Origin of the sequence: Pseudomonas sp. RW10S2 (assembly GCF_014268985.1) — a bacterium.
Lineage (GTDB): Bacteria > Pseudomonadota > Gammaproteobacteria > Pseudomonadales > Pseudomonadaceae > Aquipseudomonas > Aquipseudomonas wayambapalatensis.
Genome location: NZ_JABWRO010000032.1, coordinates 1 through 23,385, shown reverse-complemented (window position 1 = coordinate 23,385; position 23,385 = coordinate 1). Strand labels below are relative to the sequence as shown.

Sequence of the window (23,385 nt, the reverse complement as noted above, 5' to 3'; positions counted from 1 at the left end):
ATACGCGTGGCGTTCGAAACCCCCACGGGTGGGAGGCAGGATGAACTGAGCCTGCGCAACATCATTTCCGAAGTGCACCTGGCCCCCTTCGAAGGGAAGGTTTTGCTGTCGCCTGAGCCTGATCAGCCATCGCTTGCTCCGCAACCCCAGCCGCCGTTCAAACTGTGCCATGGCGCCACGTACAGCCTGCAGGTCACCGATGCCTGGCAGGGGCAAAAGCTGAGCGTGCTGTGGCCGGGGAATGCCGATACGCCGCCCACGACATACGGGCTGACAACGAATCCGTTGCTGAATATCGACGACAGTGACGAGGAGAATCGTTATCCGCAACCGGATGCCGGGACCAGTACCTGGAGCTTGGGTGCCAGTGCCGCCCAGGAGGTGATGTCCGGCGCGCTACCGCTGGGCCTGGGTAGTTACTGGCGGGCCGAAAAGCATGAGCTCCAGGCGCAGTTGGGGGATTTTCGCTATGAAGTGAGCGAGGTGGCCTGGGATGGCGTGCTGCCGGTTCTGGAGTGGAATAGCAGTACAACGTTGACCGCAACGCTGAGCAACCTTGTCGCGCCAGCGCGAACGATCGTTGGTCAGGATGTGGATTGGTACATCGACGATGTGCTCTACAAGACTGTCCCAACGGATGAGCAGGGCAAGTCGACGCTTGAGTTCACCCCTGAGCCGAAGGATGGTGTCGACTTCTACACCGCAGAGCTCAGCGCCCGATGCGTTGATGGCCTCGGCGCGGAAAGCGACAAGCTACATGCTATCCCTGTGTACTCCCGCTCACCGTGGTCGGCCCAGTTCGATGTGTTGTTCGACGACAGGCCAATCACTGATTTCGATGACGTCAACCTGGTGCTGGGCAGCGTCGGCGAGCATACGTTGACCTTGAAGCCCAAGTCTGCGGACAACTTTTTCATAGGCGAACAGGTGGCCTTGGGTTGGCCAGGAGGCACACCACAGCTGGACATCACCTTCAGCCCGAGCGAACCGCAGGAAATGACTGCTGCTGGTGTCAGTTGGACCATCATGCCTGGTGTAGAGCGGGATCATTTCACGCTCGAAGTCGTCACGCCGACGCTGACTTTGCCCCTGTCACTCAAAGGCTTGCGCCTATCGCCCAACCTCGAGGAAGAGATCGAGCTGACGCTTGCAGACGCTGTGCCGGTAAGCCCTGCGCTGTTCTGGCGAGACGATGCGCAGACGCTGAAGGTCACCCTGAAGCCCGGCAGCCCGCTGGCGAAGATGAAAACAGAAGCCTGGCTGACCTTCACCGACGGCAGCCTGAAACCGGCCAGTGTCGTTGCCGCGCCCAATTACGGTGAGCGGCGGGCGATGTTGGAAGACGGGTTGAGCTGGACACTGACCGGTGCGCAGGTGAGTGGCACCTTTGGGGTGCAGGTGCACATGCAGGGCTTTGACGAACCGATGGTCGTCGACACGTGCTTGCTGATGTCGCGAGCACTGACCGACGAAGCCGAGCTGGTCTATGACGATGAGCGTGGATCGGACGAATCGACCTGGATATTCCGGCGCATGGTGCCGTCCTACGTCGAGGTCAAGCCAAAAGCCGGAAGTCCCTTGGCTGAAAGCGGTTTGAAGGCCAAGTTGACGTTTGTGGGCGATGACCTGGTGCCGGAGGACATGGAGGCCCACCCGAATTACGAGGTTGAGCAGGGCTTCTCGGAGGGGGCGTTGCGATGGGAGATGATGGGCAAGCAGGCAAGCGGTGTGTTCGGGTTGGCCATCCAAGTGCCGGGTTTCTCGACGCCCTTGATCACGGGCAGTTGCTGGCTGCTGTCGCTACGTATGGAGGATGAGTTCGACGTGTTGCTGGATCTGGTGCCTCTGGTTGAGCCGCTGGCTATTCTCTCCAACGCAGAGCACAAGCTGGCTATCGTGCCGAAAATGGGCAGTCCGCTAGAACGCGAATTTCTGAGCGAAGCGTGGATCGAGTACGTCGAAGGCAGTTTGCCCCAGGCGCAACTGATTTCGCTTCCGACTTACAAAGAAAAACGACCGATATCCATTCCAGGACTGGCCTGGACTTTGTCCGCCAAAGTCTCTGGCACATTCGGCTTGACCATTCATACAGACGCGTTTCCAACACCCCTGACGGTGAAGTTGGGCATTGCTTTGTCGCAAGACCTGAGAGATGAAGTGGATGTGAGGGTAGGCGGCCACCTGATCTTCGACCTGTTGGTGTTTCGGCGTTTGGTGAGCCAGACCGTCAGGATCGCGCCCAAGCCTGATAGCCCTCTGGCAAACCTGAAGCAAGAGGTACGGATGACACTCTCCGCTGACACTGTGAAGGAAGGGGATGTATCGGCCGCTCCCGATTTTGGTGTGTCAAGAGTGATGCCTGCAGAGGGGCTGGAGTGGGAGGTGACCGGGGGCGACCTCAGTGGGAAATTCGGCTTGGCTTTTCATATCGCGGGTTTTTCGACCGTTCTGACAATTCCGACATGTGTGTTGTTATCCAGCAAGTTGGCAGATGAAGCGGAGGTGACTTATACACCTCATTTCCTGCCTGACCCCACGGTAGTCTATCGCGAGGAGTATCTGTCATTCACATTGAAGGCCAAGGCGGGAAGTCCGTTGGTTGCTGCCAGGCTATCGGCGAGCATGGAATTTATTCCGCAGACGCTGAAAGAGGGCGACATGGGGTCAGTGCCCGAGTTCGGCTCAAAAATTAGACTTTCAGAGGCAGGGGTGAGTTGGAACACGCGAGGCCGGGAGGCCAGTGGTTATTTCAACTTGAAAGTTTATGTCGACGGCTTCGATACCCCGATAACGCTCGTGCCGTCTTTGATGCTGTCCAACACCGGTGCGAAAGAGTTAAGAATTAGAATCGCGTCATCCGAAGGGGACATGATTCTTATTGTCACCGCTGTTAAGGGTAGTCCCGTTGCCGATAAGTCGTATTCATTATCGTTGTGGACTAACAAGTCAGATCCAGGGTTCGTGCCAGATCCAGGATTCAAAGTGGCTAGGGAGCTGAAAGGTGCCTCAGCTCTATTGTGGAACCTGGGCCCTATTTCGAGAACGGTCTCGGTGCTGACCGTTGGAGGAGACGACTTCCCATGCCCGGTTAACGTGCCATATGGCGTACCGTTATAACGATTCGCTTAAGGTGTCTTTGCAAAAGCCGCCCTGAGTGTTTTGACACGTGACGAGCGCTCGATGCCGTATTGTTGTCCTGGTTACGTGATGTTTTGTAGGCATTGCTAAACAGCTCGCCTTTGGGTTATGGGCGGTCGGGAGTTCTGAAGTGACTGTGCAGTTTAATGCTGCGCGTCATACATAAGTAGATTGGAACTGGTCACAGGAGGGGCTCATGCCCGACTCATTGGATGGGTATTCACACGAAAACCAGGCTGCTGCTTCGGGTCAGGCCCCCGCGTCCGCGAGGGAAGAGGGCGGCGCTCCCTTCTACACCCCCCCAGCCCTGCCCAAGGGCGGTGGCACGGTCTCGGTCGGTGGCGGCATGCTCTCGGCGGGTGGCCCGGACGGTGCGGCGGGTTGGCAAATGCCCCTGCCATCGCCGGCTGGTCGTGCGCTGTCGGCGGAACTGGCGTTGTACTACTCCTCTGGCGGCGGTAACAGCGCCTTCGGCGCCGGCTGGGATTGCGACCTGCCGGCGATCTTCTGCATGACCCGCTTCGGTTTCCCTAAATACGACGGCAACGACCGAATGGTCGGCCCGTCCGGGGAGGAAATCCTCAAGGCCGGTGCACCCCATGACCGCACAGCCTTGCCGTTCGCCGAGGCCTCTGGTGGTGAGACCTACAGCGTCACCCCTTGGTGCCTGCGCAGCGGCGCGCCATCGCAGCGTCTTGAGCATTGGGTCGTCAAAGGCGCTGCGGCTGACCCTGGTTTCTGGCTGCACTGGCAGCCCGATGGCAGCCTTTCGTTGTTCGGCTGGTCGGCCTCTGCACGTCTGCGCGATCCCGCAGCCCCTGAACGTGTGGCGGGCTGGTACCTGGAGGAGCGCGTTTCGGCCCGTGGCGAGCACCTGGTGTACCGCTATCGCGCCGAAGACGACAAAGGCTGCAGCGACCAGGAGCTCAAGGCCCACCCGCAGGTCGCCAACCTCTATGCCGATACTGTCTATGCCATGAACGCCACGCCTTCGCAGGCGCTGCTGATTCCCCAGGACGGCTTCGACGAGACGGATTTTCTCACCTTCACCCAATTCGACTATGGCGAGCGCGGCGCCGACCCCGAGCGGGTGCCTGGGCTTGCGCCGGAGCAGGATTGGCCGGTGCGCGACGACTGCCATTCGTTCTGGCGCTATGGGTTCAACGTGCGCATCCGCCGGCTGTGCCGCGATGTGCTGCTCTGGCACCGCACCGCACGCATGAACGGCGAGGCCGACGACACGCCAGAGCTGGTGGCACGGCTGCACCTGCAGTACGACAGCGGCCCGGTCTGCAGCATTCTGGTGTCGGTGCAACAACTGTCGAGCGTATCCGACTGTCGCTTGCCGCCGATGGAGTTCGAGCTGACCCGACCTGGCAGAGCTACGCCCGGTTGGGAAGCGGTGCCAGCGCTCGACGGCTTCTGGGCCCCTGCATGGCAGATGGCCGACTTGCAGGGTGAAGGCGTGCCAGGGCTGTTGTACCGGGATCGAGGCGCCTGGCATTACCGGCCGCCGATGCGCCCGGACAAGGCCCGAGGCGCGGCGCAGGATGCGATCATCTGGGGGGCGCCGCAGCTCTTGCCCAAGCGTCCGGCCGATAGCACCGGCAGCCTGACCGACCTGGATGGCGATGGCCGCCCCGAGTGGTTGATCACCGAATCGGGAATGCGTGGCAGTTTCACGCTGGCGCCCGACGGTATCTGGGGGGCGTGGAAACCGCTGTTGGGCTTGCCCAGCGAGTATGGCCATCAGGCTGCGCAGATGACTGATCTCACCGGCGATGGCCGCTCCGATGTGGTCATGCTGCGCGCCCTCGGCCCACGGAGCGTACGGCTATATCCCTCCGCAGGCGCCGACGGCTGGCTGGCGGCGGTCACTGCAGAGTACGCGGGGCGCGAAGCGCTGCCATCACTGGATGGGGCCGACCGGCAACTGGTCGCCTTCGCCGATCCTGCCGGCAGTGGCCAGTCGCACCTGCTGCGCATCACTGGCGACAGTGTGACGCTCTGGCCGTCCCTGGGCTATGGCCGGTTCGACGAGGCCATCAGTATCCCGGGTTTCAAGGTGGAGGATTTCAACGCCTCGCGGGTGTTCCTCGCCGATACCGACGGTGCGGGCACCACCGATATCCTTTACCTGGAACCCGCCCGTATCCGTGTGTTCATCAGCCAGTGCGGCAACCGTTTCGTCGAGGGGCCTGCGATCGAGATGCCGCAGGGGGTGACGTTGGACAATGAAGCCCAGCTGCAGGTGGCCGACATCCGTGGCCAGGGGACTGCCGACTTGCTGGTGACGGTGCCGGGCCATGGCCCTGAAAAAACACCCCGCAGTTGGCTGTACCGCTTCAACGACCACCGGCCGTGGTTGCTGTCGACCATCGTCGACAACATCGGCAACCGCACCGAGTTGCAGTACCGCAGCTCGGCCCAGGCCTGGCTCGACGAAAAGGCCGAGCAACTGGCCCGCGGCCAGACGCCGGTCAGCTACTTGCCGTTCCCGGTCCATACCGTGAGCCGGATCACGACGATCAATGAAATTACCGGTTTGTGCATGGGTCGCGAGACCACCTATCTCGGCGGCGTGTGGGATGGCCGCGAACGTGAATTTGCCGGGTTCAGGCGCCTGATCCAGACCGACACCCATGACATGGTCCGGTCGATGGCCGCCCATCTGTCGCCGCCCTCGCGTACCTGCACCTGGTTCTACACTGGGGTGGAGGCGCTCGATGCGGTGGCTGACGACGCCTTTGTCGACATGGATGCCCGATTCCCTCAGGCCCCACCGCGTTTCACCCAATGGCGTGACGATGCAGAGGAGGCGCTCGAGGTAACGGGGGCGCTGCGCGCCTGGTTGTACCGCGCGGTCCGTGGCCAGGTCATGCGCAGTGAGGTGTACGGGGAAGACGGCCATCCGCGTGCCGGCAACCCCTACAGCCTCGAGCGCTCGCGCCTGCAGATCCGGGCCTTGGCCAGTGCCGATCCTCAGCGACCGAGCGCGCTGGTGACGCCAATCCAGCAGCTGGCATTCAGCTGCGAACGGGTGCCGCAGGACCCGGTGGTCGCCCAGACGCTCGTTCTCGCCCAGGACTTGTATGGCAACGTGCTGCAAAGCGCTGTCGTCAACTATCCGCGTCAGTTGCGCGAGGCGGACCTGGTCAAGGATGAGAGTGAGCGGCAGATCTATCCCGACAGCTTGCCGGCGGGCTTGATCGAGGCAAGTTGCGATGAGCAGCAGTACGACTGTTGGGTCAATCTGACCCGCTCCCGCGTGCACAATCTGGTCCGTGGCGATGACTTTGTCATCGGTCTGGCGGATGGCACGCGCCGGGATGTGATCAAGCTGGCGGCCAGCGACGTGCCCATGGACGGTTTCAGTGTAGAGAACCTGGCAGTGGATGAACTGCTGATGGCCGATCCGCAGAGGACGACGCTGGTCGGCTACGAGAAGGCGATCTGGCGGAAAGCCGATGGCTCAGGCGCCGCGACGGTCCCTTCGCGTCAGGCACTGCTGGCCTATACCCGCACGGCGATGCTCGACAAGGCTTCACTGGATGTCCTGCGGCCGACCTTCGAGCAGACCTTGGGCAATCTGGTGGAGCAGGCGCTGGCCAACCCGAATGCCGACCCGGCAGTGCTGCGCCGGGTGCGCGATCGCCTGCCGCACGTGACGGCGGTTGCGACCTCGTACTCACTGCTGATGGCTTATCTGCAGTGCTCGCCCCAGGACGAGCAGGCGCTCGGGATGCTGCGCGCGGCGCTCAAGACCGTGATTTCGGTGGATGCCTTGCGCGAGCGGCTGTACCAGGCCGACGCTGCGGTGTTGCCGGAGGGCTTGCAGGCGGCGTTGCGCAAGCAGAGCCGTGTGGCCGATGCGGCCCTGCCAGCGGTGGTGGCATGGTTCGCCGGCCAGGCGCAAGGCAGTGCGGATCTGCAGCGCCTGCATGGCGCAGTGGCGGACGGACTGGCCGTGACCGGTGCTGACAGCGTGTTCTGGCGAGTCGTGCTGGCCAACCTTGCGATGCGCGGTGGTGATCCATCCCACCCAGTCCAGCTCCAGGCATGGTTGGTAGACGTCCAGCACTTGCTGGACACCCGGGTGCAGGCCGAATCCCTGACCGAGCTGCTCAAGCGTGGCGGCTATGTCGCCATGAGCCGACCGGAGGATGCCGAGGAACTGGCCGAGCCGCACGATCCCTCCGATACAGGCGCGCCGTCGATTCCGTGGTCGCCGCCAGTCGAAGAGGCGTACTGCGGCCACCACGGCATTTCGGAGTATCGTGGCGCCGAGCATTTCTGGATGCCCGACACCGTCCAGGAAAGCACGGTGACTGGCCCCAGCCAACTGCAGTACAGCGCCCATGACATCGCCGTGTGCAAAGTGACCGATGCTGCCGGTCTGACCTCCACTGTCGAGGTGTATGACTGGCGCTTCATGCAGCCAGTGCAGATCAAGGACGCCAATGACAACACCCACACCAGCAGCCTCGATGCTCTGGGGCGGGTGATGCATACCCGTTTCTATGGTACTGAAACCCCGGCAGGCAGCGATGAAGCCGTCATGAGCGGCTTCTCCCCCGATGCTGCCTTCACGCCCCCTCGCACGGTCGAGCAGGCCGTGGCCCTCAACGAGAGCAAAGGGGTGCCGGTGGCCATGGCATTCACCACCGTGGTCGACAGCTGGATGCCTTTGGCGCTGCAGGCCGATGGTCGTGTCGTGGGCACCCGCCGTTGCGGTGCATTGGCCTGGCAGCGGGATGCGCAGCGTTTGCGTCGGGATGGCATAGAGGTGTCTGGCGAGCTGTTCATGGCCGGGCGCACGCCACCCCATGTGATCCAGATCCAGCCCGACCGTTATGACAACGATCCCGAGCAACAGGTGCGCGTGCAGGTGTCGCTGACAGGCGGCTCGCAGTTGTTGCAGGTCGCCATCCTCAATCCGGGCGGCGAGGCGTTCGTGCGTACCGAGGAAGGAGGCCTTGCCCAGGATCAGGATGGGCACGCGGTGTCGGCTCACACCGAGGTGCGCTGGGCGGTCACCGGCAAGACCGAGTTCGACAACAAAGGGCAGGCGGTTCGAATGTGGTTGCCGTTCTACCTCGACGACTGGCGCTGGGTCAGCGACGACAGTGCGCGTGAAGGCATCTATGCCGACACGCACTTTTACGATGCGTTGGGCCGCCAATGCAGGATCGTGCGCGCCAATGGCGAGGATGTCGAAGGCGAGTGGGCGAACTACGAGCAGCGCGTGCAGGTATACCCCTGGTTCAAGGTATCGGAAGACGAAAACGATACCTGGCAGGAGGTCATCGAGCGGGCACGGCTCAAGGCGCGCAGTACTTTGCATTGAGGCGCCGGCCTCGGGCCATCGATGTGGCTCGAGCAACGTGCCGATGGGCTGCCGGGCAGCCCATCGGCAATGGTCACGCGGGCGGGGGCGGGTATCGCTGGCTGGTCATTCCTCTTCGCGCTGCAACACCAGCAACAGCACCGAGCGGCCCTGTACCTCGAACAGGCTCTCGAACGCCAGGTGCTGTGCCTTGCGCAACTGCGGCCGATCGGTATCGACCAGGCAACTCCAGTGTTCGCCTTCAGGTACGCTCGGCAGCTTGAACGGCACCACGTCATGGTGCGCATTGACGATCAGCAGCACCGTCGCTTCCGCTCCTGGCCGGGCAATGCCGCTGACTTGCGCGCGGCCGTCGATCAGCATGCCCAGGCAACGCCCGTGCGGGTCTTCCCACTGTTCCACACTCATCTCGCTGCCGTCGGGAGCGAGCCAGGTGACGTCCTTGACTCCGATCGCCTCGTTGTAGTCGCCGACCAGGAAGCTCGTACGGCGCAGCACCGGGTACTGTAGCCTGAGCCGGGTCAGACGCTTGACGAAGGCCAGCAGTTGCGTGCCGTCCTCGTCCAGGTCCCAGTTGACCCAGCCGATCTCGCTGTCCTGGCAGTAGGCGTTGTTGTTGCCATGCTGGGTGCGGCTGAATTCATCACCCGCGACGATCATCGGCGTGCCTTGGGACAGCAGCAGCGTGGCGAAGAAATTGCGCATCTGGCGCATGCGCAAGGCATTGATCTGCGGGTCGTCGGTGGGGCCTTCGACGCCGCAGTTCCAGGACAGGTTGTTGCTGGTGCCGTCCTGGTTGTTCTCGTCGTTGTCCTCGTTGTGCTTCTCGTTGTACGAGACCAGGTCGCGCAGGGTGAAACCATCGTGGGCGGTGATGAAATTGACGGAGGCGTAAGGGCGCCGGCCGCGGTTGTTGAACATGTCGCCGGAGCCTGTCAGGCGCGCGGCAAAATCGGCCAGTTGGCCCTCGTCACCTTTCCAGAAGGCGCGAGCCGTATCGCGGAAGCGGTCATTCCATTCCGCCCAGCCGGGGGCGAAGTTGCCCACCTGGTAGCCGCCGGGGCCGCAGTCCCAGGGCTCGGCGATCAGCTTGACGCTGCGCAGCAGCGGGTCCTGGCGGCAGGCGACGAGGAAGCTGTGACGTTCGCTGTAGCCGTCGTGATAGCGGCCCAGGATGGTCGCCAGGTCGAAGCGGAAACCGTCCACATGCATCTCGCCTGCCCAATAGCGCAGTGAGTCGGTGACCAGTTGCAGTACGCAGGGATGGCTCAGGTCGAGGGTATTGCCGGTGCCCGAATCGTTGATGTAGAAGCGTTTGTCGTCAGGCATCAGGCGGTAGTAGGAGGCGTTGTCGATACCGCGCATGGACAGGGTCGGGCCACGCTCGTTGCCCTCGGCGGTGTGGTTGTAGACCACATCGAGGATCACTTCCAGGCCCTTCTCGTGGACGTGCGCGACCATCTCCTTGAACTCGGCGATCTTGCCACTGGCCAGGTATTTGGGATGGGGGGCGAAGAAGGCCAGGGTGTTGTAGCCCCAGTAGTTGTTCAGGCCCTTGTCCAGCAGGTGCTGGTCGTTGACGAAGGCGTGCACGGGCAGTAGCTCGATGCTGGAAACGCCCAGGTCCTTGATGTGGGCCAGCAGCGCGTCGTTGGCAAGCCCCGCGAAAGTGCCGCGCAGATGCTCGGGCACTGCCGGATGGCGCATGCTGATGCCACGGGCGTGGGCTTCGTAGATGACGGTCTGCTCCCAGGGAATCTGTACCCGCTGGTCGCGACCCCAGGTGAAGGCCGGGTCGACGACCTTGCACTTGGGCACGAAGGGGGCGCTGTCGCGTTCATCGAACGACAGGTCGTCGTCGGGGTGCCCCAGGGTGTAGCCGAACAGCGCCTCGGACCATTTCAGCTCGCCCACCAGTTGCTTGGCGTAGGGGTCGATCAGCAGTTTGTTGGCGTTGAAGCGGTGACCGTTCTGGGGCTCGTAGGGGCCCTGCACGCGATAACCATAGACCAGCCCCGGATGCGCGTCGGGCAGGTAACCGTGGTAGATCTCGTCGGTGTATTCGGGCAGCTCGATGCGCTCGAGCTCGTTTTCGCCGGTCGCGTCGAAGATGCACAGCTCGACCTTGGTGGCGTTGGCGGAGAACAGCGCGAAATTGACGCCCAGTCCGTCCCAGGTGGCGCCGAGCGGGAAGGGCAGGCCCTCGCGAATCCGGGTGGGCGCGACGGAACGGGTTTTCTTCGGCGTGCGTGGGTTCATGGCAGTCCTCGTCGGGCCAGGTGAATTAAATTCGGCAGTGCGCTGTGGGAGCGGGCTGGCCCGCGAAAAAGACACTGCGCTGCCTGGCACGGGCTACGCCCGTGTTCGCCGGCAAGCCCGCTCCCACAGGGAGGGGCTGGCCTTTGGATGTTTAACAAGACAGCCGCTCCCACAGGTCATGGGTTGAGCTGCAGGCGGATATCAGCCGGCGGCGGGCTTGCGTGGCGCCCGTGGTTTCTTCTCGGCCACAGGCTTGCCCGCCGGCAGCGCGGCGGCCTTGGGTTCGGCAGGTGCCTTGGGCTTGGCCGGGGCCTTCTTGCGTGGTGCGGCCTTGGGCGCCAGGGCCTCGGCTTCGGCCAGCTTGTGGGCCATCTCCCAGTGGCGCTCTTCCTGGCCTACCGGTTTACCCTCCGACTCCCAGATCTGGTAGGCGAATTCGCGGATACGCTTTTCATCGACACTCATTTCGACGCTCCTGAAGTTCATGCATGTTCAATCAACAGGTTGAGCGGAAATTCCGACAGCACATTGCTCAGCATCAGCTCCCTAGAAGGGCTGACAGCGGTGTGTGCGAAAAGTCCCGTGCAAGTGGCAGGCGACAAGGCAAACGGCAGGATCAGCCGGGTATCGTCCCAGTTCTGTGCTGGGATCAGGGGGATCGGGGCCGCGTCCAGCAAGCTGCTGGCCAGCCGTGGCACGATGACGATGGCACGCTCGCCCTCACCGAGGCGGGCGAAGGCCAGCACCTTGTCGGCGTGGCGACCCTGGGCGTTGAGCGGCAGGTAGGCGCCGCGCAGGAACAGCTCGGGATGCGCTTGGCGCAGGTCCAGCACGCGGGCGATCAAGGCCTGCTTGATGCGTCCGTCGCGCCAGTGTTCAAGCAGCTCGGCCTCGGGCAGGCTGGCGTCGAGGCTGGCGCGTCTTGCCGGGTAGTCCACTGGGCGGCGGTTGTCCGGGTCAACCAGGCTCAAGTCCCAGTATTCGTTGCCCTGGTACAGGTCGGGAACACCCGGCGTGGTCATGCGCAGCAGGCACTGGACCAGGCCATTGAGCGCACCGGGGCAGGCGATGCGCGCGGCGGCGTCGGCGAGCGAGTGGCGCAGTTGCTGGTTTTCGCTGTCGAGCAAGAGGCCATCGAGGTAGCGGGCGCAGGCCTGTTCGTAGCGCTCGTTGGGGGCAGCCCAGCTGCTGCGCAGCTTGGCTTCGCGCAGGGCTTTCTGCTGCCACTGGTGCACGCGCTCGGCAAACTGCTCGAGCCCTTTCGGGTCGTCACGGCCCAGCTCCATGGGCCAACTGGCGAGCAGGGTCTGGAACAGCAGCAACTCATCGCCGGGGCTGGGTGCCGGGCCGTCTTCGAGGGTTTCACGCAGCGGCTCGGCCAGTTCGCGCCAGTGCTCGACGCGGCTGGCGAGCCACTGGCTGTGTTCACTGAGCACCGCCAGGCGCGCGCGACAGTCTTCGCCGCGCTTGTGGTCGTGGGTGGCAGTGGCCAGCAGGTTATCCGGGAAGTCACGCAGGCGGCGTTGCGCTTCGTTGTGGAACTGCGCAGGTGTGGTGCTGAACCGCTCGGCCTCGAAGCCCACGTCGTTGCGCGAGAGCAGGCGGGCGCTGCGGTAGAACGCGGTGTCCTCGACCGCCTTGGCGGCGCTGGGTGCGGTCAGTTGCTGGAAGCGCACGCACGCATGGCGCAGGTGCTTGCGGGCACGGCCGACAGGCAACTGACGCCAGGGCTGTCCGCCGAGCCAGCGCTCGAAGTGTTCGAGCAATGGCCAGTCGGCTTCGCCGAGCGATTGCCGGGCACCTTCCAGGGCGCGCTGGAAGAACGCCTCATCCTGCTGGGGACGGCCACAGGCATTGATGTAGGTGCGGTACACCGGGTAGTGCTCGACCAGCGCCTGCAGGGCACGACGGATTGCGCCGAGGGTGAGGTCGCGGGTCATCAGATCGTCGCGGGCGACCTGCAACAGCGCCTGGGCCACCGACTCGCAGTCACCGGCCAGGCTGGCATTGAGTACCAGACGTCTTGCGATGCGCACTTCCTCGTCGAACTCGGGGCGCTCGCTGACGTTGCGCCAGAGGTCGGTCAACGGCACTTCGCCGGACGGGTCGTGCTGAAGCAGCGAGACCTGGTTCATGAACTCGTAGCCGGTGGTGCCGTCGGTGAGCCAGTCCTGGTGCAGGTGCTCGTCGGCACCGAGGATCTTTTCCACGTAGATCGGGAAATGCTCGAGTGCCGCTTCTGGTGGACGCAGGACCAGCAAGTGATCGACACGGCGGCGCAGGTTGCGGCAGTAGCGGCGAGGGTCGGCCAGGCCGTCGATATGGTCGATGCGCAGGCCATCGACCAGGCCGCGAGCGATCAGCTCGAACAGCTTTGCGTGGGTCGCTTCGAACACCGTCGCTCGCTCCACACGCAGGCCGCCGAGTTCGTTGATGTCGAAGAAACGTCGCCAGTTGATGTCGTCGGCGGCGGTGCGCCAACTGGCCAGGCGATAGGTCTGGCGCTCGAGCAGCAGGTGCAGGCGCTTGAAGCCCGCTTCGCTGTGGCTGTCGAAGGCGGCCAGGGCCTGCTCCAGGTGGGCGCCCTCGCGTACCAGGTGGGCCAGTTCCGCGTGCAATGGCAGGCTCTCGGTCAGTGGGTCGGTGGAGTCGCCCAAGGCGCCGAAGCGCATGCCCAGCGCCTGCAGCGAGGGGGCATCGCTCTGGCTGAGGATCCGTCCGTAATCCAGCGGACAGATCGGGAAACGGTGCTCGTAGTGCTCGATCTGCAGCACCCCGTGCTCAGCGTCGAAGGTCAGCGGAATCTCGCCATTCTGCAGGGCGATGCCATAGTCGTTGCCCAGGAACGGCAGCAGCAACTGGCCAGCCAGCAGCGGGTCGCTGGAGTGCCACTGGATATCGAAGAATTCGGCGTAGGGGCTGCGCCGCCCCCAGGCCAGGAGGCTCTGCCACCAGGGGTTGTCGGCACCGCCCACGGCCATGTGATTGGACACGGTGTCGAGGATCAGCCCCATGCCGTGCTGGCGCAGCGCGGCCACCAGCCGCTGCAGCGCCGCTTCGCCGCCCAGCTCGGGATTGACCTGGGTCGGATCGACCACGTCGTAGCCGTGCCGGGAGCCGGCGCGGGCCTTGAGTATGGGCGAGGCGTACAGGTGGCTGATGCCCAGCCGGGCGAAGTAGGGCACCAGTGGCACGGCATCGTCGAGGGTGAAGTCGCTGTGAAACTGCAGGCGCTGGGTGGCGGTCAAGGGCTTCATCGGTCGCGCTCCCAGGCTTGTTCGCGGGCCTGCGCCAGCAGTTCCAGGCGACGTGCGGCATCCTCGTCGTCGAGCAGTTTGCTGACGGGCAGGGCGAAGCGTCGACGCCAGTTGGGGTGGCCGTCGGTGGTGCCGGGCAGGTTGGGTTGTTCGTCGCTGCCGAGCAGGTCTTCGAGTGGGACCAGCACGAGCGGTGCGCGGGTGTGGCCGACATAACGGATGGCGGTGTCGATCAAGGCGTCGTTATCCTTCAAAGGGCCATAGTTCGCTTCCAGGCTGCGGCGCAGGCCGTGAATCTCCTGCTCGCGCTCATGCCTCCAGTGCAGTTCGGTGGCGGCGTCGATCAGTTGCAGGCGGTGGTTCCAGTCGATGTCCCGTGCTCGCAGCCAGCCGGCCAACGGGGCGAGGTCGTGGGTGCCGGTGGTGGCCAGGGCGGTATCGGGCCAGTCGAGGATCGGTTTGAAGTGGCCGGGCGAGGTCTGCTCGAACGGCAGCACGCGCATGCCCAGCACGCCCTTGTCCGCCAGTTGCTCACGCAGCCCGGGCGGTACGGTGCCGAGATCTTCGCCGAGGATCACCGCCTGATGGCGTGTCGATTCGAGCGCCAGCAGGCGCAGCAGGTCTTCGACGGGGTAGTTCAGATACGCCCCCTCGCTCGGCTTGGCGCCGCGCGGGATCAGCCACAGGCGGCGCAGCCCCATCACGTGGTCGATGCGCAGGCCGCCGGCGTGGGCGAGATTGGCTCGCAGCATTTCGATGAAGGCACGATAGCCGTTGCGCTTGAGGCCGTCGGGCGAGAAGGCGCAGATGCCCCAGTCCTGGCCCGAACGATTGAGAATGTCGGGCGGCGCGCCGACCTTGAGGTCGGCCAGCAGTTCGTCCTGGCGGCTCCAGGCCTGGCTGCCGGCACCGTCGGCACCCACCGCCAGGTCAGCGATCAAGCCGATGCCCATGCCGTTGCTGCGCGCGGCATCCTGGGCGCGTTGCAGGCTGCGCTCGGTGAGCCATTGGCAGAAGGCATGAAACTCCACCAGCGCCGGGTAGGCCGCAGCCATGGCCTGCACTTCCGGCTCCTCGGGGCTGCGCCAGGCGTCCGGCCATGCGCGCCAGTCGGCGCCCAGGCCTTGCTCCACGGCTTCGGCCTGCAGCACTTCGAAATGGCAATGGTGCTCCAGGGCTTGGCCAGCGGACTGGCGAAAGCTGTCGAAGTCCGGGCGCAGGGGGTGTTCCCTCTGGCTGAAATCTGCATACAGCGCCTTGAGCAGCTTGTGCCGCACATCGGCCGCGCGCGGCCAGTCGACCAGCGACGTCTGCTCCAGGTCTTCGAGGCTCTGGGTCAGGCCCGCAGCTTTGGCCGCCGTGCGCACCTCGCGCTCGCCGAGCAGTACCGAGGGGCTGGCGTAGAGGGTGTTGAGCAACAGGCGGCTGGATGGTGAGTAGGGGCTGAAGTGCTGTTGGTCGTACATCGACAACGCATGGATCGGGCTGATCGCCAGCGCATCGGCGCCTCGCTCTGCCGCACTGCGCGCCAGTTGCTCCAGGGCCAGGCAGTCGCCATAGCCACCGTCACCAGGGCGGCGCAGGCTGTAGAGTTGCACGGCCAGGCCCCAGCAACGCGGAGGGTGTTGCTCGGTGCCGTCCTGCAGGCTGTGGCAACGCGGCGGCGCGACGGCGATGGTGACCTGTCGGTCATCGATTTCCAGGCGGTGGTAGCCGATAGGCAGTTCGCCGGGCAGTTGTGCCAGTGGGTCGAGGGTCAGCGCGTGCACGCTGCCGTCTTCCTGGGTGCAACGTACCGGGCTGTTTGGGCTGAACCAGCGTGCCAGGGCCAGCGGCTGGCCAAGGTCGGCGGTGAGCAGTGGCGGCAGATGCTCGCTGTCCTCGAGCTGCTCCAGGGCGGCCAGGCTGCGCGCGATGGCAGCGTCATCCTCGGCGGGATGGCCAAGCCCTTGCAGAACCCGGCGCAGAGCCTCGTCAGATACCTGCTGGGGACGATCGTTCGCGTCTATCCAGTCGCGGGCAAGGCCCGCGCGGGCGGCGAGACGGTGCAGGGGCATTTCGCTCATGGCGTCTCCAGGCGAGAGGGAAGCAGGCTGACCACGCAGCTGTACGCGGCCAGGGTGGAGTCTGGATGGGCGTTGTCACTGCTGTCGAACAGGCGTGTATCTATGCCTGGCAAAGTAATGGGCTGCGCAGATGCGCCAAGGTTCAAATCGATGCGCAGCTCGCAGCCGTCGCCCAGTCGCCAGCGGGCGCTGAGGGCTTTGTCGCCGAGCACTTCGACGCCCAGTGCGCGGCTGCCCACCAGGCGCGGGACGATCTGGCGATGGCGGATATCCAGCAGTTGGTGATAGAGGCCGTGCCAGCCAGCGAGCACTTGTGTGTTGACCGGGCGTGACGCTTCGAAGGTTTGCAGGGCGTTGGGGTCGGGTATGTGCGCGCGCTTCTCGGGGTCGGCGAAGGCTGCGAAGTGGGCGAACTCGCCGCGCCGACCTTCGCGCACGGCATCGGCCAGCTCATCGTGGAAATCGGTGAAGAACAGGAACGGCTGGCAGCTGCCTTCTTCGTCACCCATGAACAGCAGCGGGATCATCGGCGCCAGCAGCAACAGGCCGGTGGCGGCCCGCAGCGCCGGGGGCGGGCACAGGCGGCTGAGACGCTCGCCAAGGGCGCGGTTGCCGATCTGGTCGTGGTTCTGCAAGAACAGCACGAAGGCACTCGGTGGCAAGTGAGCGCTGGGCTCGCCACGGGGTGTGCCATGGCGATTGGGCTCGCCCTGAAACACGAAGCCTTCGCTCAGGCAGCGGGCCAGTTGCTCGATCGGGCGGTGCTTGTAGTCGGCGTAGTAGCCTTCGGTCTCGCCCGTGAGCAGCACGTGCAGGGCGTTGTGGCCGTCATCGTTCCACTGCGCGTCGAAGCCTTGCTCAAGCAGCGCCGCTTGGTTGTGTTCGTTCTCCAGCACCAGCCACACTTCGCGGCCCGGCTCGACAGCGGCGCGCACGCGGCGGGCCAGTTCGACGAGAAAGTCCGGCTGGTCGATGGCGTGCACGGCGTCCAGGCGCAGCCCATCGAAGCGGTAGTCGCACAGCCACATCAGGGCGTTCTGGATGAAGAACTCGCGTACTTCTGCACGGCGAAAGTCGATGGCGGCGCCCCAGGGGGTCTGGCGGTCTTCACGGAAGAACCGGCTGGCGTACTGCGGCAGGTAATTGCCGTCAGGGCCAAAGTGGTTGTAGACCACATCGAGCATCACCATCAGCCCGTGGCCATGGGCCTGGTCGATTAGTGCGCACAATTGATCCGGGCTGCCGTAAGCGTTGTGCGGGGCGAAGGGCAGGGCGCCGTCGTAGCCCCAGTTTCGCTCGCCGGGGAACTGGTTGATCGGCATCAGCTCGATGGCGGTGATACCCAGTTCTGCCAGGCGTGGCAGCTGCTGGGAAACACCTGCATAGCCGCCGAGCAGGCCCACGTGCAGTTCCTGGATCACCGCCTCGTGCCATGGGCGGCCGCGCCAAGGGTGCTGCCAGCCGTAACGCTGGAGATCGACGACTTCACTGGGACCGTGCACGCCGTCGGGCTGGTAGCGCGACGCCGGGTCGGCCACCTTCAGGTGGCCGTCGATCCTGAAATGGTAGCGATCACCCGCCTGGCAGGGAGCGATACCGCTGAACCAGCCATCTCCCTCGGACAGCAGCTCGACAGACGGCTGCCGCTCGATTTCCACGCTCACGTTGCGCGCATCCGGCGCCCAGAGGGCGAAGCGCGCCGACGTGGCGTCCAGTTGCTGTGCGCCATGCCTGTGCATCTTCGTAGCCCTCGTTCAGTAGTGGCGGCTGCGTGCCTGGCAGACCAGTTCCTCGTAGAGGCGAGCGTAGGGTTCCACCGCCTGGCACCAGTTGAACGGTTGGGTCATCGACAGGCAGCGCATGGCATTGAGCAGGTCTTTCTTGCCGTGTACGTAGAAGGCGCGGTTCAAGGCTTCGCGGTAGCTCTCGGCGCTCGACTCGTTGAACAGGAAACCCGTGACGCCATCTTCGATGGTGTCGGCCAGCCCACCGGTATTGCGTGCCACCGGCAGTGAGCCGAAACGCTGTGCGTACATCTGGCTCAATCCGCAGGGCTCGTAGCGCGAGGGCATCAGCAGGAAATCGCTGCCGGCGAACATGCGCCGGGCATCGGTTTCGTTGAAGCCGATGCGCACGCCGATGCGACCAGGATGGCGCAGGGCCAGATCGCGCATGGCCTGTTCCTCTTCCGGCTCGCCGCGGCCGATGATCGCGATCTGACCGCCTTGCTGGACGATGTCGGCGGCCACGCTCAACGTCAGGTCCAGGCCTTTCTGGTAGACCAGGCGCGAGACCACGGCGAACAGCGGCCCTTCGGACGGCTCCAGGCCGAACAGCTCGCGGACCTGCTCGGCATTGCGCGCCTTGCCTTCCCAGTCGTTGATGCTGAAGTTGTGCAGCAGATGGGTGTCGGTGGCCGAATCCCAGCTCTCGTCGATGCCATTGGGGATGCCGCCCAGCAGGCCTTGCTGGGCCTTGCTGGCGAGAAAGCCGTCGAGGCCGCAACCGAACTCGGGCGTGGTGATCTCTCGGGCGTAGGTGGCACTGACCGTGGTGATGTGGCTCGAGTAGGCCAGCCCGGCCTTGAGGAACGACAGCTTGCCGTAGAATTCCATGCCTTCCTGCTGCATGGCATGGTCGGGAATGGCCAGCTCCGGGCTGCAGCCTCGGCTGTAGACACCTTGGTACGCCAGGTTGTGGATGGTGAACAAAGTCGGTGTATTCAGGCCGCGCCAGTGCATGTAGGCAGGCGCCAGACCGGCTGGCCAGTCATGGGCGTGCACCAGATCGGGGCGCCAGTGCGCCATTGCATCGCCTGCGGCGATCTCTGCGGCGGCCAGGCCCAGGCGGGCGAAACGGATGTGGTTGTCCGGCCAGTCACGGCCATTGTTGGCACCGTATGGGGTGCCTTCGCGCTCATACAACTCGGGGCAGATCAGCACGTAGATGACCAGGCCATCCGGCAGGTCCATGCGCCCGATCTTGCACGGCGGAAGCGCAGCATGGCCACCGAGTTCGCCAACGATGTGAATGGGGTTGTCGCTATCGACCACTTGCGGGTAGCCGGGGATCAGCACACGCACATCGTGCAGGTGTGACAGCGCCCGGGGCAGGGCGGCGGAAACATCGCCCAGGCCCCCCGTCTTGACCAGGTCGGCGATTTCGGAGGTGACGAACAGCACCTTGCGCTTGTGCGGGTTGTTGCGGCGCGTGGTAGCGGGTGCCTTGCCTGTCGTGGCGAAGCCAGGTGCAACAGGCTCGCGATTTTCCAGGTTGAATGATTCTGCGTGAGGCTCGACAGCGGCACTGATCATACTTCTCTCCGTCCCTTGTTCATGCGGGTGCTGGCACCCGTTACGTTTATCTCGTATCTGTTCTCGCTTTGGCTTTCAGCATCTTCGTAGTGCATTCCTTGCCCCATGGTCGTGCGCGCAGGCACAGCGCGAGCGGCATTCCGGCCGAACAGGCGCCTGGACAGTGTGGGGTGGGCGGGCTGACGCGTGAGGAAGTCCCTTTGCGTGGCCTACTTACTTCCTGACCTGCCCGTGTTTCGGAAAGTTCGACTTGATTGCGTCACTGGTTTTCGGAGCAAAACACGGGCCGAATCCGCAGTGTAGGGGACGAAAGGTAGGCAGGATGACCCGCTGGTCACAATTTGCATGACCGTTGATCTGCGCAAACGTTGGCGCACCAAAGCCGCAGCGACATTGCGTTGCTGCGGCGCAACAGGCATCCGTTGGGCGGGGAATGCGGGCAGTGTCAGGTGGTCGGCAGCAGCGAGGAATGGTGGTGGTGGATCAGCCACTGCTGGCCATCCCAGCGGTAGGTGAAGGTGTAGCGCGCAGCGACCTGTTGCCCGGTCTTGGCGAAGTCGAAGGTGTACAACCCGGCCAGTGTGGCTTTGTTGCAGGTCTGGCTCAGGTGATGAGTGTCGAGCTTGCCGGAGGGCTGGTCGGCGAGGAAGTGCTTGAAGTAGTCGAGGCGCTCGACGGTGGTCAGGCGTGGGGTTCTGGAGACCGTCGGCAGCAACACCGCATCGTTTTCGTACAGTTTGGCCACTTGCTGTGGATCGCCGCTGCGCAGGCTGTCGTTCCAGCGTTCGAACAGCGCCAGGGCTTGTTTCTCGTCGAGCTGCTGGCACGGCTGCGGCGCGGCGTGCGCGTGCAGGCTGAGGCTTCCCAGCAAAACGAGCGGGAGCCAGTACGTCAGTTTGTTCATGGGTGTTTTCCACGCGAAGCAGGCACCGGAATGGGCCCGCGGCGTCGCTCAATCTAGGTAGCCTGAGATGAGACCTATATAGGAACAGGCGACTATCTTTGAAGGCATTTTCGCTGGTTAAGGAGGCGGGGTACGACAGGGCGTCGCGTGCGCAGGGGCTGCGCGGTGCGGCGAAAGGTCAGCGTCCGGCAGCCTTGTTGCCCAGGCGGGCCTGTTCGAGCAACAGGTTCAGCTCGGCCACCTGTTGCCGCAGTTGGTCGCGCTCGTCCTTCAGTTGGCGCAGTTCGTCGCGGCGCACGGTGACATAGAGGGTCTGGGGGGGAGTGGCAGGCATGTAGGTACCCATGAGCACACCTCGCAGTTTGGCTGGTGACAGTGACAAGCGTAGACGCTTCGTGCGGCGCGCATTCTGAATTCTTTCCCCGCCCTTGGGAACTTTTTTGTTTATGGTGGTCACGCCGTTCGTCGGTGAACCCTCGTGCGGTACGCTGGACTAACCTGAACACCTGAATCGCGTTCGTCATCCATTTCGCAAGGGGAGCATCGGCACATGCAACTGGGAATCGTCGGGCTGGGCCGCATGGGCGGTAATATCGCAAGACGGCTGATGCGCGCAGGCCACCAGACCGTGGTACATGATCGCAACCGTGAGGCCATCAGCGCCTTGAGCGACGAGGGTGCCCTTGGCGCCCACGACCTGGGCGCGCTGGTACAGAAACTCAAGGCGCCTCGGGCCGTTTGGATCATGCTGCCGGCGGGTGAGCCCACCGAGCAGACCATCACCCAGCTCGCCGAGCTGCTGGAGCCGGGCGACGCGATCATCGATGGCGGCAACACCTTCTACAAGGATGACGTGCGCCGCGCTGCTCACCTGTCAACGCGTGGCCTGCACTATCTGGACGTAGGCACCTCCGGTGGGGTCTGGGGCCTGGAGCGCGGCTATTGCATGATGATTGGCGGCGAGAAGGGTGTGTTCGAGCGGCTGGAGCCGTTGTTCAAGGCGCTGGCCCCGGGTGTGGGTGACATTGCGCGTACGCAGGGGCGCACGGGCGAGCCTGGGCGTGCCGAGCATGGCTACATTCACGCCGGCCCGCCCGGTGCCGGGCACTATGTGAAGATGGTGCACAACGGTATCGAGTACGGCCTGATGCAGGCTTATGCCGAAGGTTTCGACCTGCTGCGCAGCAAGGGCGGCCCCGAGCTGCCCGAGGACCAGCGTTTCGACCTGAATGTGGCAGAGATCGCCGAAGTCTGGCGGCGTGGCAGTGTGGTCACTTCCTGGCTGCTCGACCTCACCGCCGATGCGCTGGTTGCCGATCCGCACCTGGCCCAGTTCAGCGGTTCGGTGTCCGACAGCGGTGAAGGGCGCTGGACCATCGATGCGGCGGTCGAGCAGGCGGTGCCGGTGCCGGTGTTGTCCAGCGCGCTGTTTGCCCGTTTCCGCTCACGCCAGCAGCAAGGCACCTTCGGCGACAAGGTGTTGTCTGCCATGCGCCTGGGCTTTGGCGGCCATGTCGAGAAGAAGGGTTCATGAGCAAACAGACGATTCCCGCAGCGCCGCCTTGCACGCTGTTTCTGTTCGGCGCCAATGGCGACCTGGTCAAGCGCCTGCTGATGCCGGCACTGTACAACCTCAGCCGTGACGGTTTGCTGGACCGCAACCTGCGGATTGTCGGGGTCGACCATAATCACGCCAGCGCCGAGCAGTTCGCCGAGCGCCTGCACGACTTCATGATCGAGCGCGACAAAGGCGGCGAGGGGGCGGGCAAGTGTCTGGACGAAGGGCTGTGGTCGCGCCTGGCCAAGCGCCTGGACTACCAGACCGGCGACTTCCTGGACCCTGCGACCTATTCGGCGATCGGCAAGCGCATCGCCAAGACCCGTCACGGCAACGCTATCTTCTACCTGGCCACTTCGCCGCGTTTCTTCCCAGAGGTGGCCCAGCGCCTGGGCGAGGCTGGCTTGCTCGACGAGTCTGCGGGCGGTTTTCGCCGGGTGGTGGTGGAGAAGCCGTTCGGTACCGATCTTGCCAGTGCCGAGGCGCTCAACGCCTGCCTGCTCAAGGTGATGAGCGAGCGGCAGATCTATCGCATCGACCATTACCTGGGCAAGGAGACGGTGCAGAACATTCTGGTCAGCCGCTTCTCCAATGGCCTGTTCGAGTCGTTCTGGAACAACCACTACATCGACCACGTGCAGATTACCGCCGCCGAGACGGTCGGTGTCGAGACGCGTGGCGCGTTCTACGACAATACCGGTGCCTTGCGTGACATGGTGCCCAATCACCTGTTCCAGTTGCTGGCGATGGTCGCCATGGAGCCACCGGCAGCCTTCGGCGCCGACGCCGTTCGCGGCGAGAAGGCCAAGGTGATCGGTGCCATCCGCCCCTGGTCGCAGAAGATGGCGCTGAAGAACTCGGTGCGGGGGCAGTACGTGGCGGGCAAACAGGGGCGCAAGCGGCTGGCCGGTTATCGCGAGGAAAACAATGTCGACACGCAAAGCCGCACTGAAACCTACGTCGCGCTCAGGGTGATGATCGACAACTGGCGCTGGGCGGGTGTGCCGTTCTACCTGCGTACCGGCAAGCGCATGAGCGTGCGCGACACCGAAATCGCCATCTGCTTCAAGCCTGCACCTTACGCGCAGTTCCGCGAGTCGGAGCTGGAGCGACCCAAGCCCAACTACCTGAAGATTCAGATTCAGCCCAATGAAGGCATGTGGTTCGACCTACAGGCCAAGCGCCCCGGGCCTGAACTGGTGATGGAGAACGTCGAGCTGGGTTTTGCCTACAAGGACTTCTTCAAGATGACCCCGGCGACCGGTTACGAAACCTTGATCTACGACTGCCTGACCGGTGACCAGACGCTGTTCCAGCGGGCCGACAATATCGAGAATGGTTGGCGTGCGGTACAGCCATTTCTCGACGCCTGGGCCAAGGGGGGCGAAGTGCACGAGTACGAGGCGGGTGAGGATGGGCCCGAGGAGGGCAATGAATTGCTGAGCCGGGACAAGCGCGAGTGGCACCGCCTGGGCTGAAAGACGGCTGAGCGTCTTGTTCACAATCTAGAGGCCAGCCCAATCCCTGTGGGAGCGGGCTGGC

General features: G+C 64.1%; 12 protein-coding genes. 4 read left to right on the top strand and 8 right to left on the bottom strand.

From position 1 onward, the window contains the following. Positions 1-6: 6 nt before the first annotated feature. Together HU729_RS09625 and HU729_RS09620 are read left to right on the top strand one after the other, a co-directional pair. The gene (locus HU729_RS09625) at positions 7-3,117 is read left to right on the top strand and encodes a hypothetical protein (protein ID WP_186709737.1); all 3,111 of its coding nucleotides are present in this window, start codon (positions 7-9) and stop codon (positions 3,115-3,117) included. Between the two features lie 217 nt (positions 3,118-3,334). Further along, on the top strand, positions 3,335-8,485 hold the full coding sequence (locus HU729_RS09620; RefSeq protein ID WP_186709736.1) for a SpvB/TcaC N-terminal domain-containing protein: 5,151 nt from the start codon (positions 3,335-3,337) through the stop codon (positions 8,483-8,485). A gap of 105 nt (positions 8,486-8,590) precedes the next feature. Here HU729_RS09620 and glgX read toward each other — a convergent pair whose 3' ends face one another. The 8 genes from glgX to HU729_RS09580 form a co-directional block, all read right to left on the bottom strand. Beyond that, positions 8,591-10,744: a glycogen debranching protein GlgX gene (gene glgX, locus HU729_RS09615; RefSeq protein ID WP_186709735.1), complete on the bottom strand. Its 2,154-nt coding sequence runs from the start codon at positions 10,742-10,744 to the stop codon at positions 8,591-8,593. Positions 10,745-10,945: 201 nt separating this feature from the next. Continuing rightward, positions 10,946-11,209, bottom strand: a complete 264-nt coding sequence (locus tag HU729_RS09610; RefSeq protein WP_186669466.1) for a DUF2934 domain-containing protein — start codon at positions 11,207-11,209, stop codon at positions 10,946-10,948. 17 nt (positions 11,210-11,226) lie between these two features. Further along, positions 11,227-14,001, bottom strand: a complete 2,775-nt coding sequence (locus HU729_RS09605; RefSeq protein WP_186709734.1) for a malto-oligosyltrehalose synthase — start codon at positions 13,999-14,001, stop codon at positions 11,227-11,229. After that, positions 13,998-16,067: a 4-alpha-glucanotransferase gene (gene malQ, locus HU729_RS09600; protein WP_186709732.1), complete on the bottom strand. Its 2,070-nt coding sequence runs from the start codon at positions 16,065-16,067 to the stop codon at positions 13,998-14,000. The genes HU729_RS09605 and malQ overlap by 4 nt, the downstream gene beginning before the upstream one ends. Further along, positions 16,064-17,806: a malto-oligosyltrehalose trehalohydrolase gene (treZ, locus tag HU729_RS09595; RefSeq protein WP_186709730.1), complete on the bottom strand. Its 1,743-nt coding sequence runs from the start codon at positions 17,804-17,806 to the stop codon at positions 16,064-16,066. Before treZ ends, malQ begins: the two co-directional genes overlap by 4 nt. Before the next feature lie 15 nt (positions 17,807-17,821). Continuing rightward, on the bottom strand, positions 17,822-19,381 hold the full coding sequence (glgA, locus tag HU729_RS09590; RefSeq protein ID WP_186669459.1) for a glycogen synthase GlgA: 1,560 nt from the start codon (positions 19,379-19,381) through the stop codon (positions 17,822-17,824). A 445-nt stretch (positions 19,382-19,826) separates the two neighbouring features. Further along, positions 19,827-20,285: an SgcJ/EcaC family oxidoreductase gene (locus HU729_RS09585; RefSeq protein WP_186669457.1), complete on the bottom strand. Its 459-nt coding sequence runs from the start codon at positions 20,283-20,285 to the stop codon at positions 19,827-19,829. 178 nt (positions 20,286-20,463) lie between these two features. After that, entirely contained in the window at positions 20,464-20,631 is a 168-nt protein-coding gene (locus HU729_RS09580) for a DUF6026 family protein (protein ID WP_186669448.1), read from the bottom strand. 180 nt (positions 20,632-20,811) lie between these two features. Here HU729_RS09580 and gnd point away from each other — a divergent pair, with 180 nt between their 5' ends. Together gnd and zwf are read left to right on the top strand one after the other, a co-directional pair. Beyond that, positions 20,812-21,819, top strand: a complete 1,008-nt coding sequence (gene gnd / locus HU729_RS09575; RefSeq protein WP_288375576.1) for a phosphogluconate dehydrogenase (NAD(+)-dependent, decarboxylating) — start codon at positions 20,812-20,814, stop codon at positions 21,817-21,819. Beyond that, positions 21,816-23,321 carry a glucose-6-phosphate dehydrogenase gene (zwf, locus tag HU729_RS09570; RefSeq protein WP_186709722.1) on the top strand — a complete coding sequence of 502 codons (1,506 nt, stop codon included), beginning with the start codon at positions 21,816-21,818 and terminating at the stop codon, positions 23,319-23,321. The genes gnd and zwf overlap by 4 nt, the downstream gene beginning before the upstream one ends. Positions 23,322-23,385: the final 64 nt, after the last annotated feature.

What these genes read in the sequence shown, in the direction of transcription:
- HU729_RS09620 (WP_186709736.1), top strand. Translation starts at nt 3,335, where the DNA reads ATGCCCGACTCATTGGATGGGTATTCACACGAAAACCAGGCTGCTGCT.
- glgX (WP_186709735.1), bottom strand. Translation starts at nt 10,744, where the DNA reads ATGAACCCACGCACGCCGAAGAAAACCCGTTCCGTCGCGCCCACCCGG.
- HU729_RS09610 (WP_186669466.1), bottom strand. Translation starts at nt 11,209, where the DNA reads ATGAGTGTCGATGAAAAGCGTATCCGCGAATTCGCCTACCAGATCTGG.
- HU729_RS09605 (WP_186709734.1), bottom strand. Translation starts at nt 14,001, where the DNA reads ATGAAGCCCTTGACCGCCACCCAGCGCCTGCAGTTTCACAGCGACTTC.
- malQ (WP_186709732.1), bottom strand. Translation starts at nt 16,067, where the DNA reads ATGAGCGAAATGCCCCTGCACCGTCTCGCCGCCCGCGCGGGCCTTGCC.
- treZ (WP_186709730.1), bottom strand. Translation starts at nt 17,806, where the DNA reads ATGCACAGGCATGGCGCACAGCAACTGGACGCCACGTCGGCGCGCTTC.
- glgA (WP_186669459.1), bottom strand. Translation starts at nt 19,381, where the DNA reads ATGATCAGTGCCGCTGTCGAGCCTCACGCAGAATCATTCAACCTGGAA.
- HU729_RS09585 (WP_186669457.1), bottom strand. Translation starts at nt 20,285, where the DNA reads ATGAACAAACTGACGTACTGGCTCCCGCTCGTTTTGCTGGGAAGCCTC.
- HU729_RS09580 (WP_186669448.1), bottom strand. Translation starts at nt 20,631, where the DNA reads ATGGGTACCTACATGCCTGCCACTCCCCCCCAGACCCTCTATGTCACC.
- zwf (WP_186709722.1), top strand. Translation starts at nt 21,816, where the DNA reads ATGAGCAAACAGACGATTCCCGCAGCGCCGCCTTGCACGCTGTTTCTG.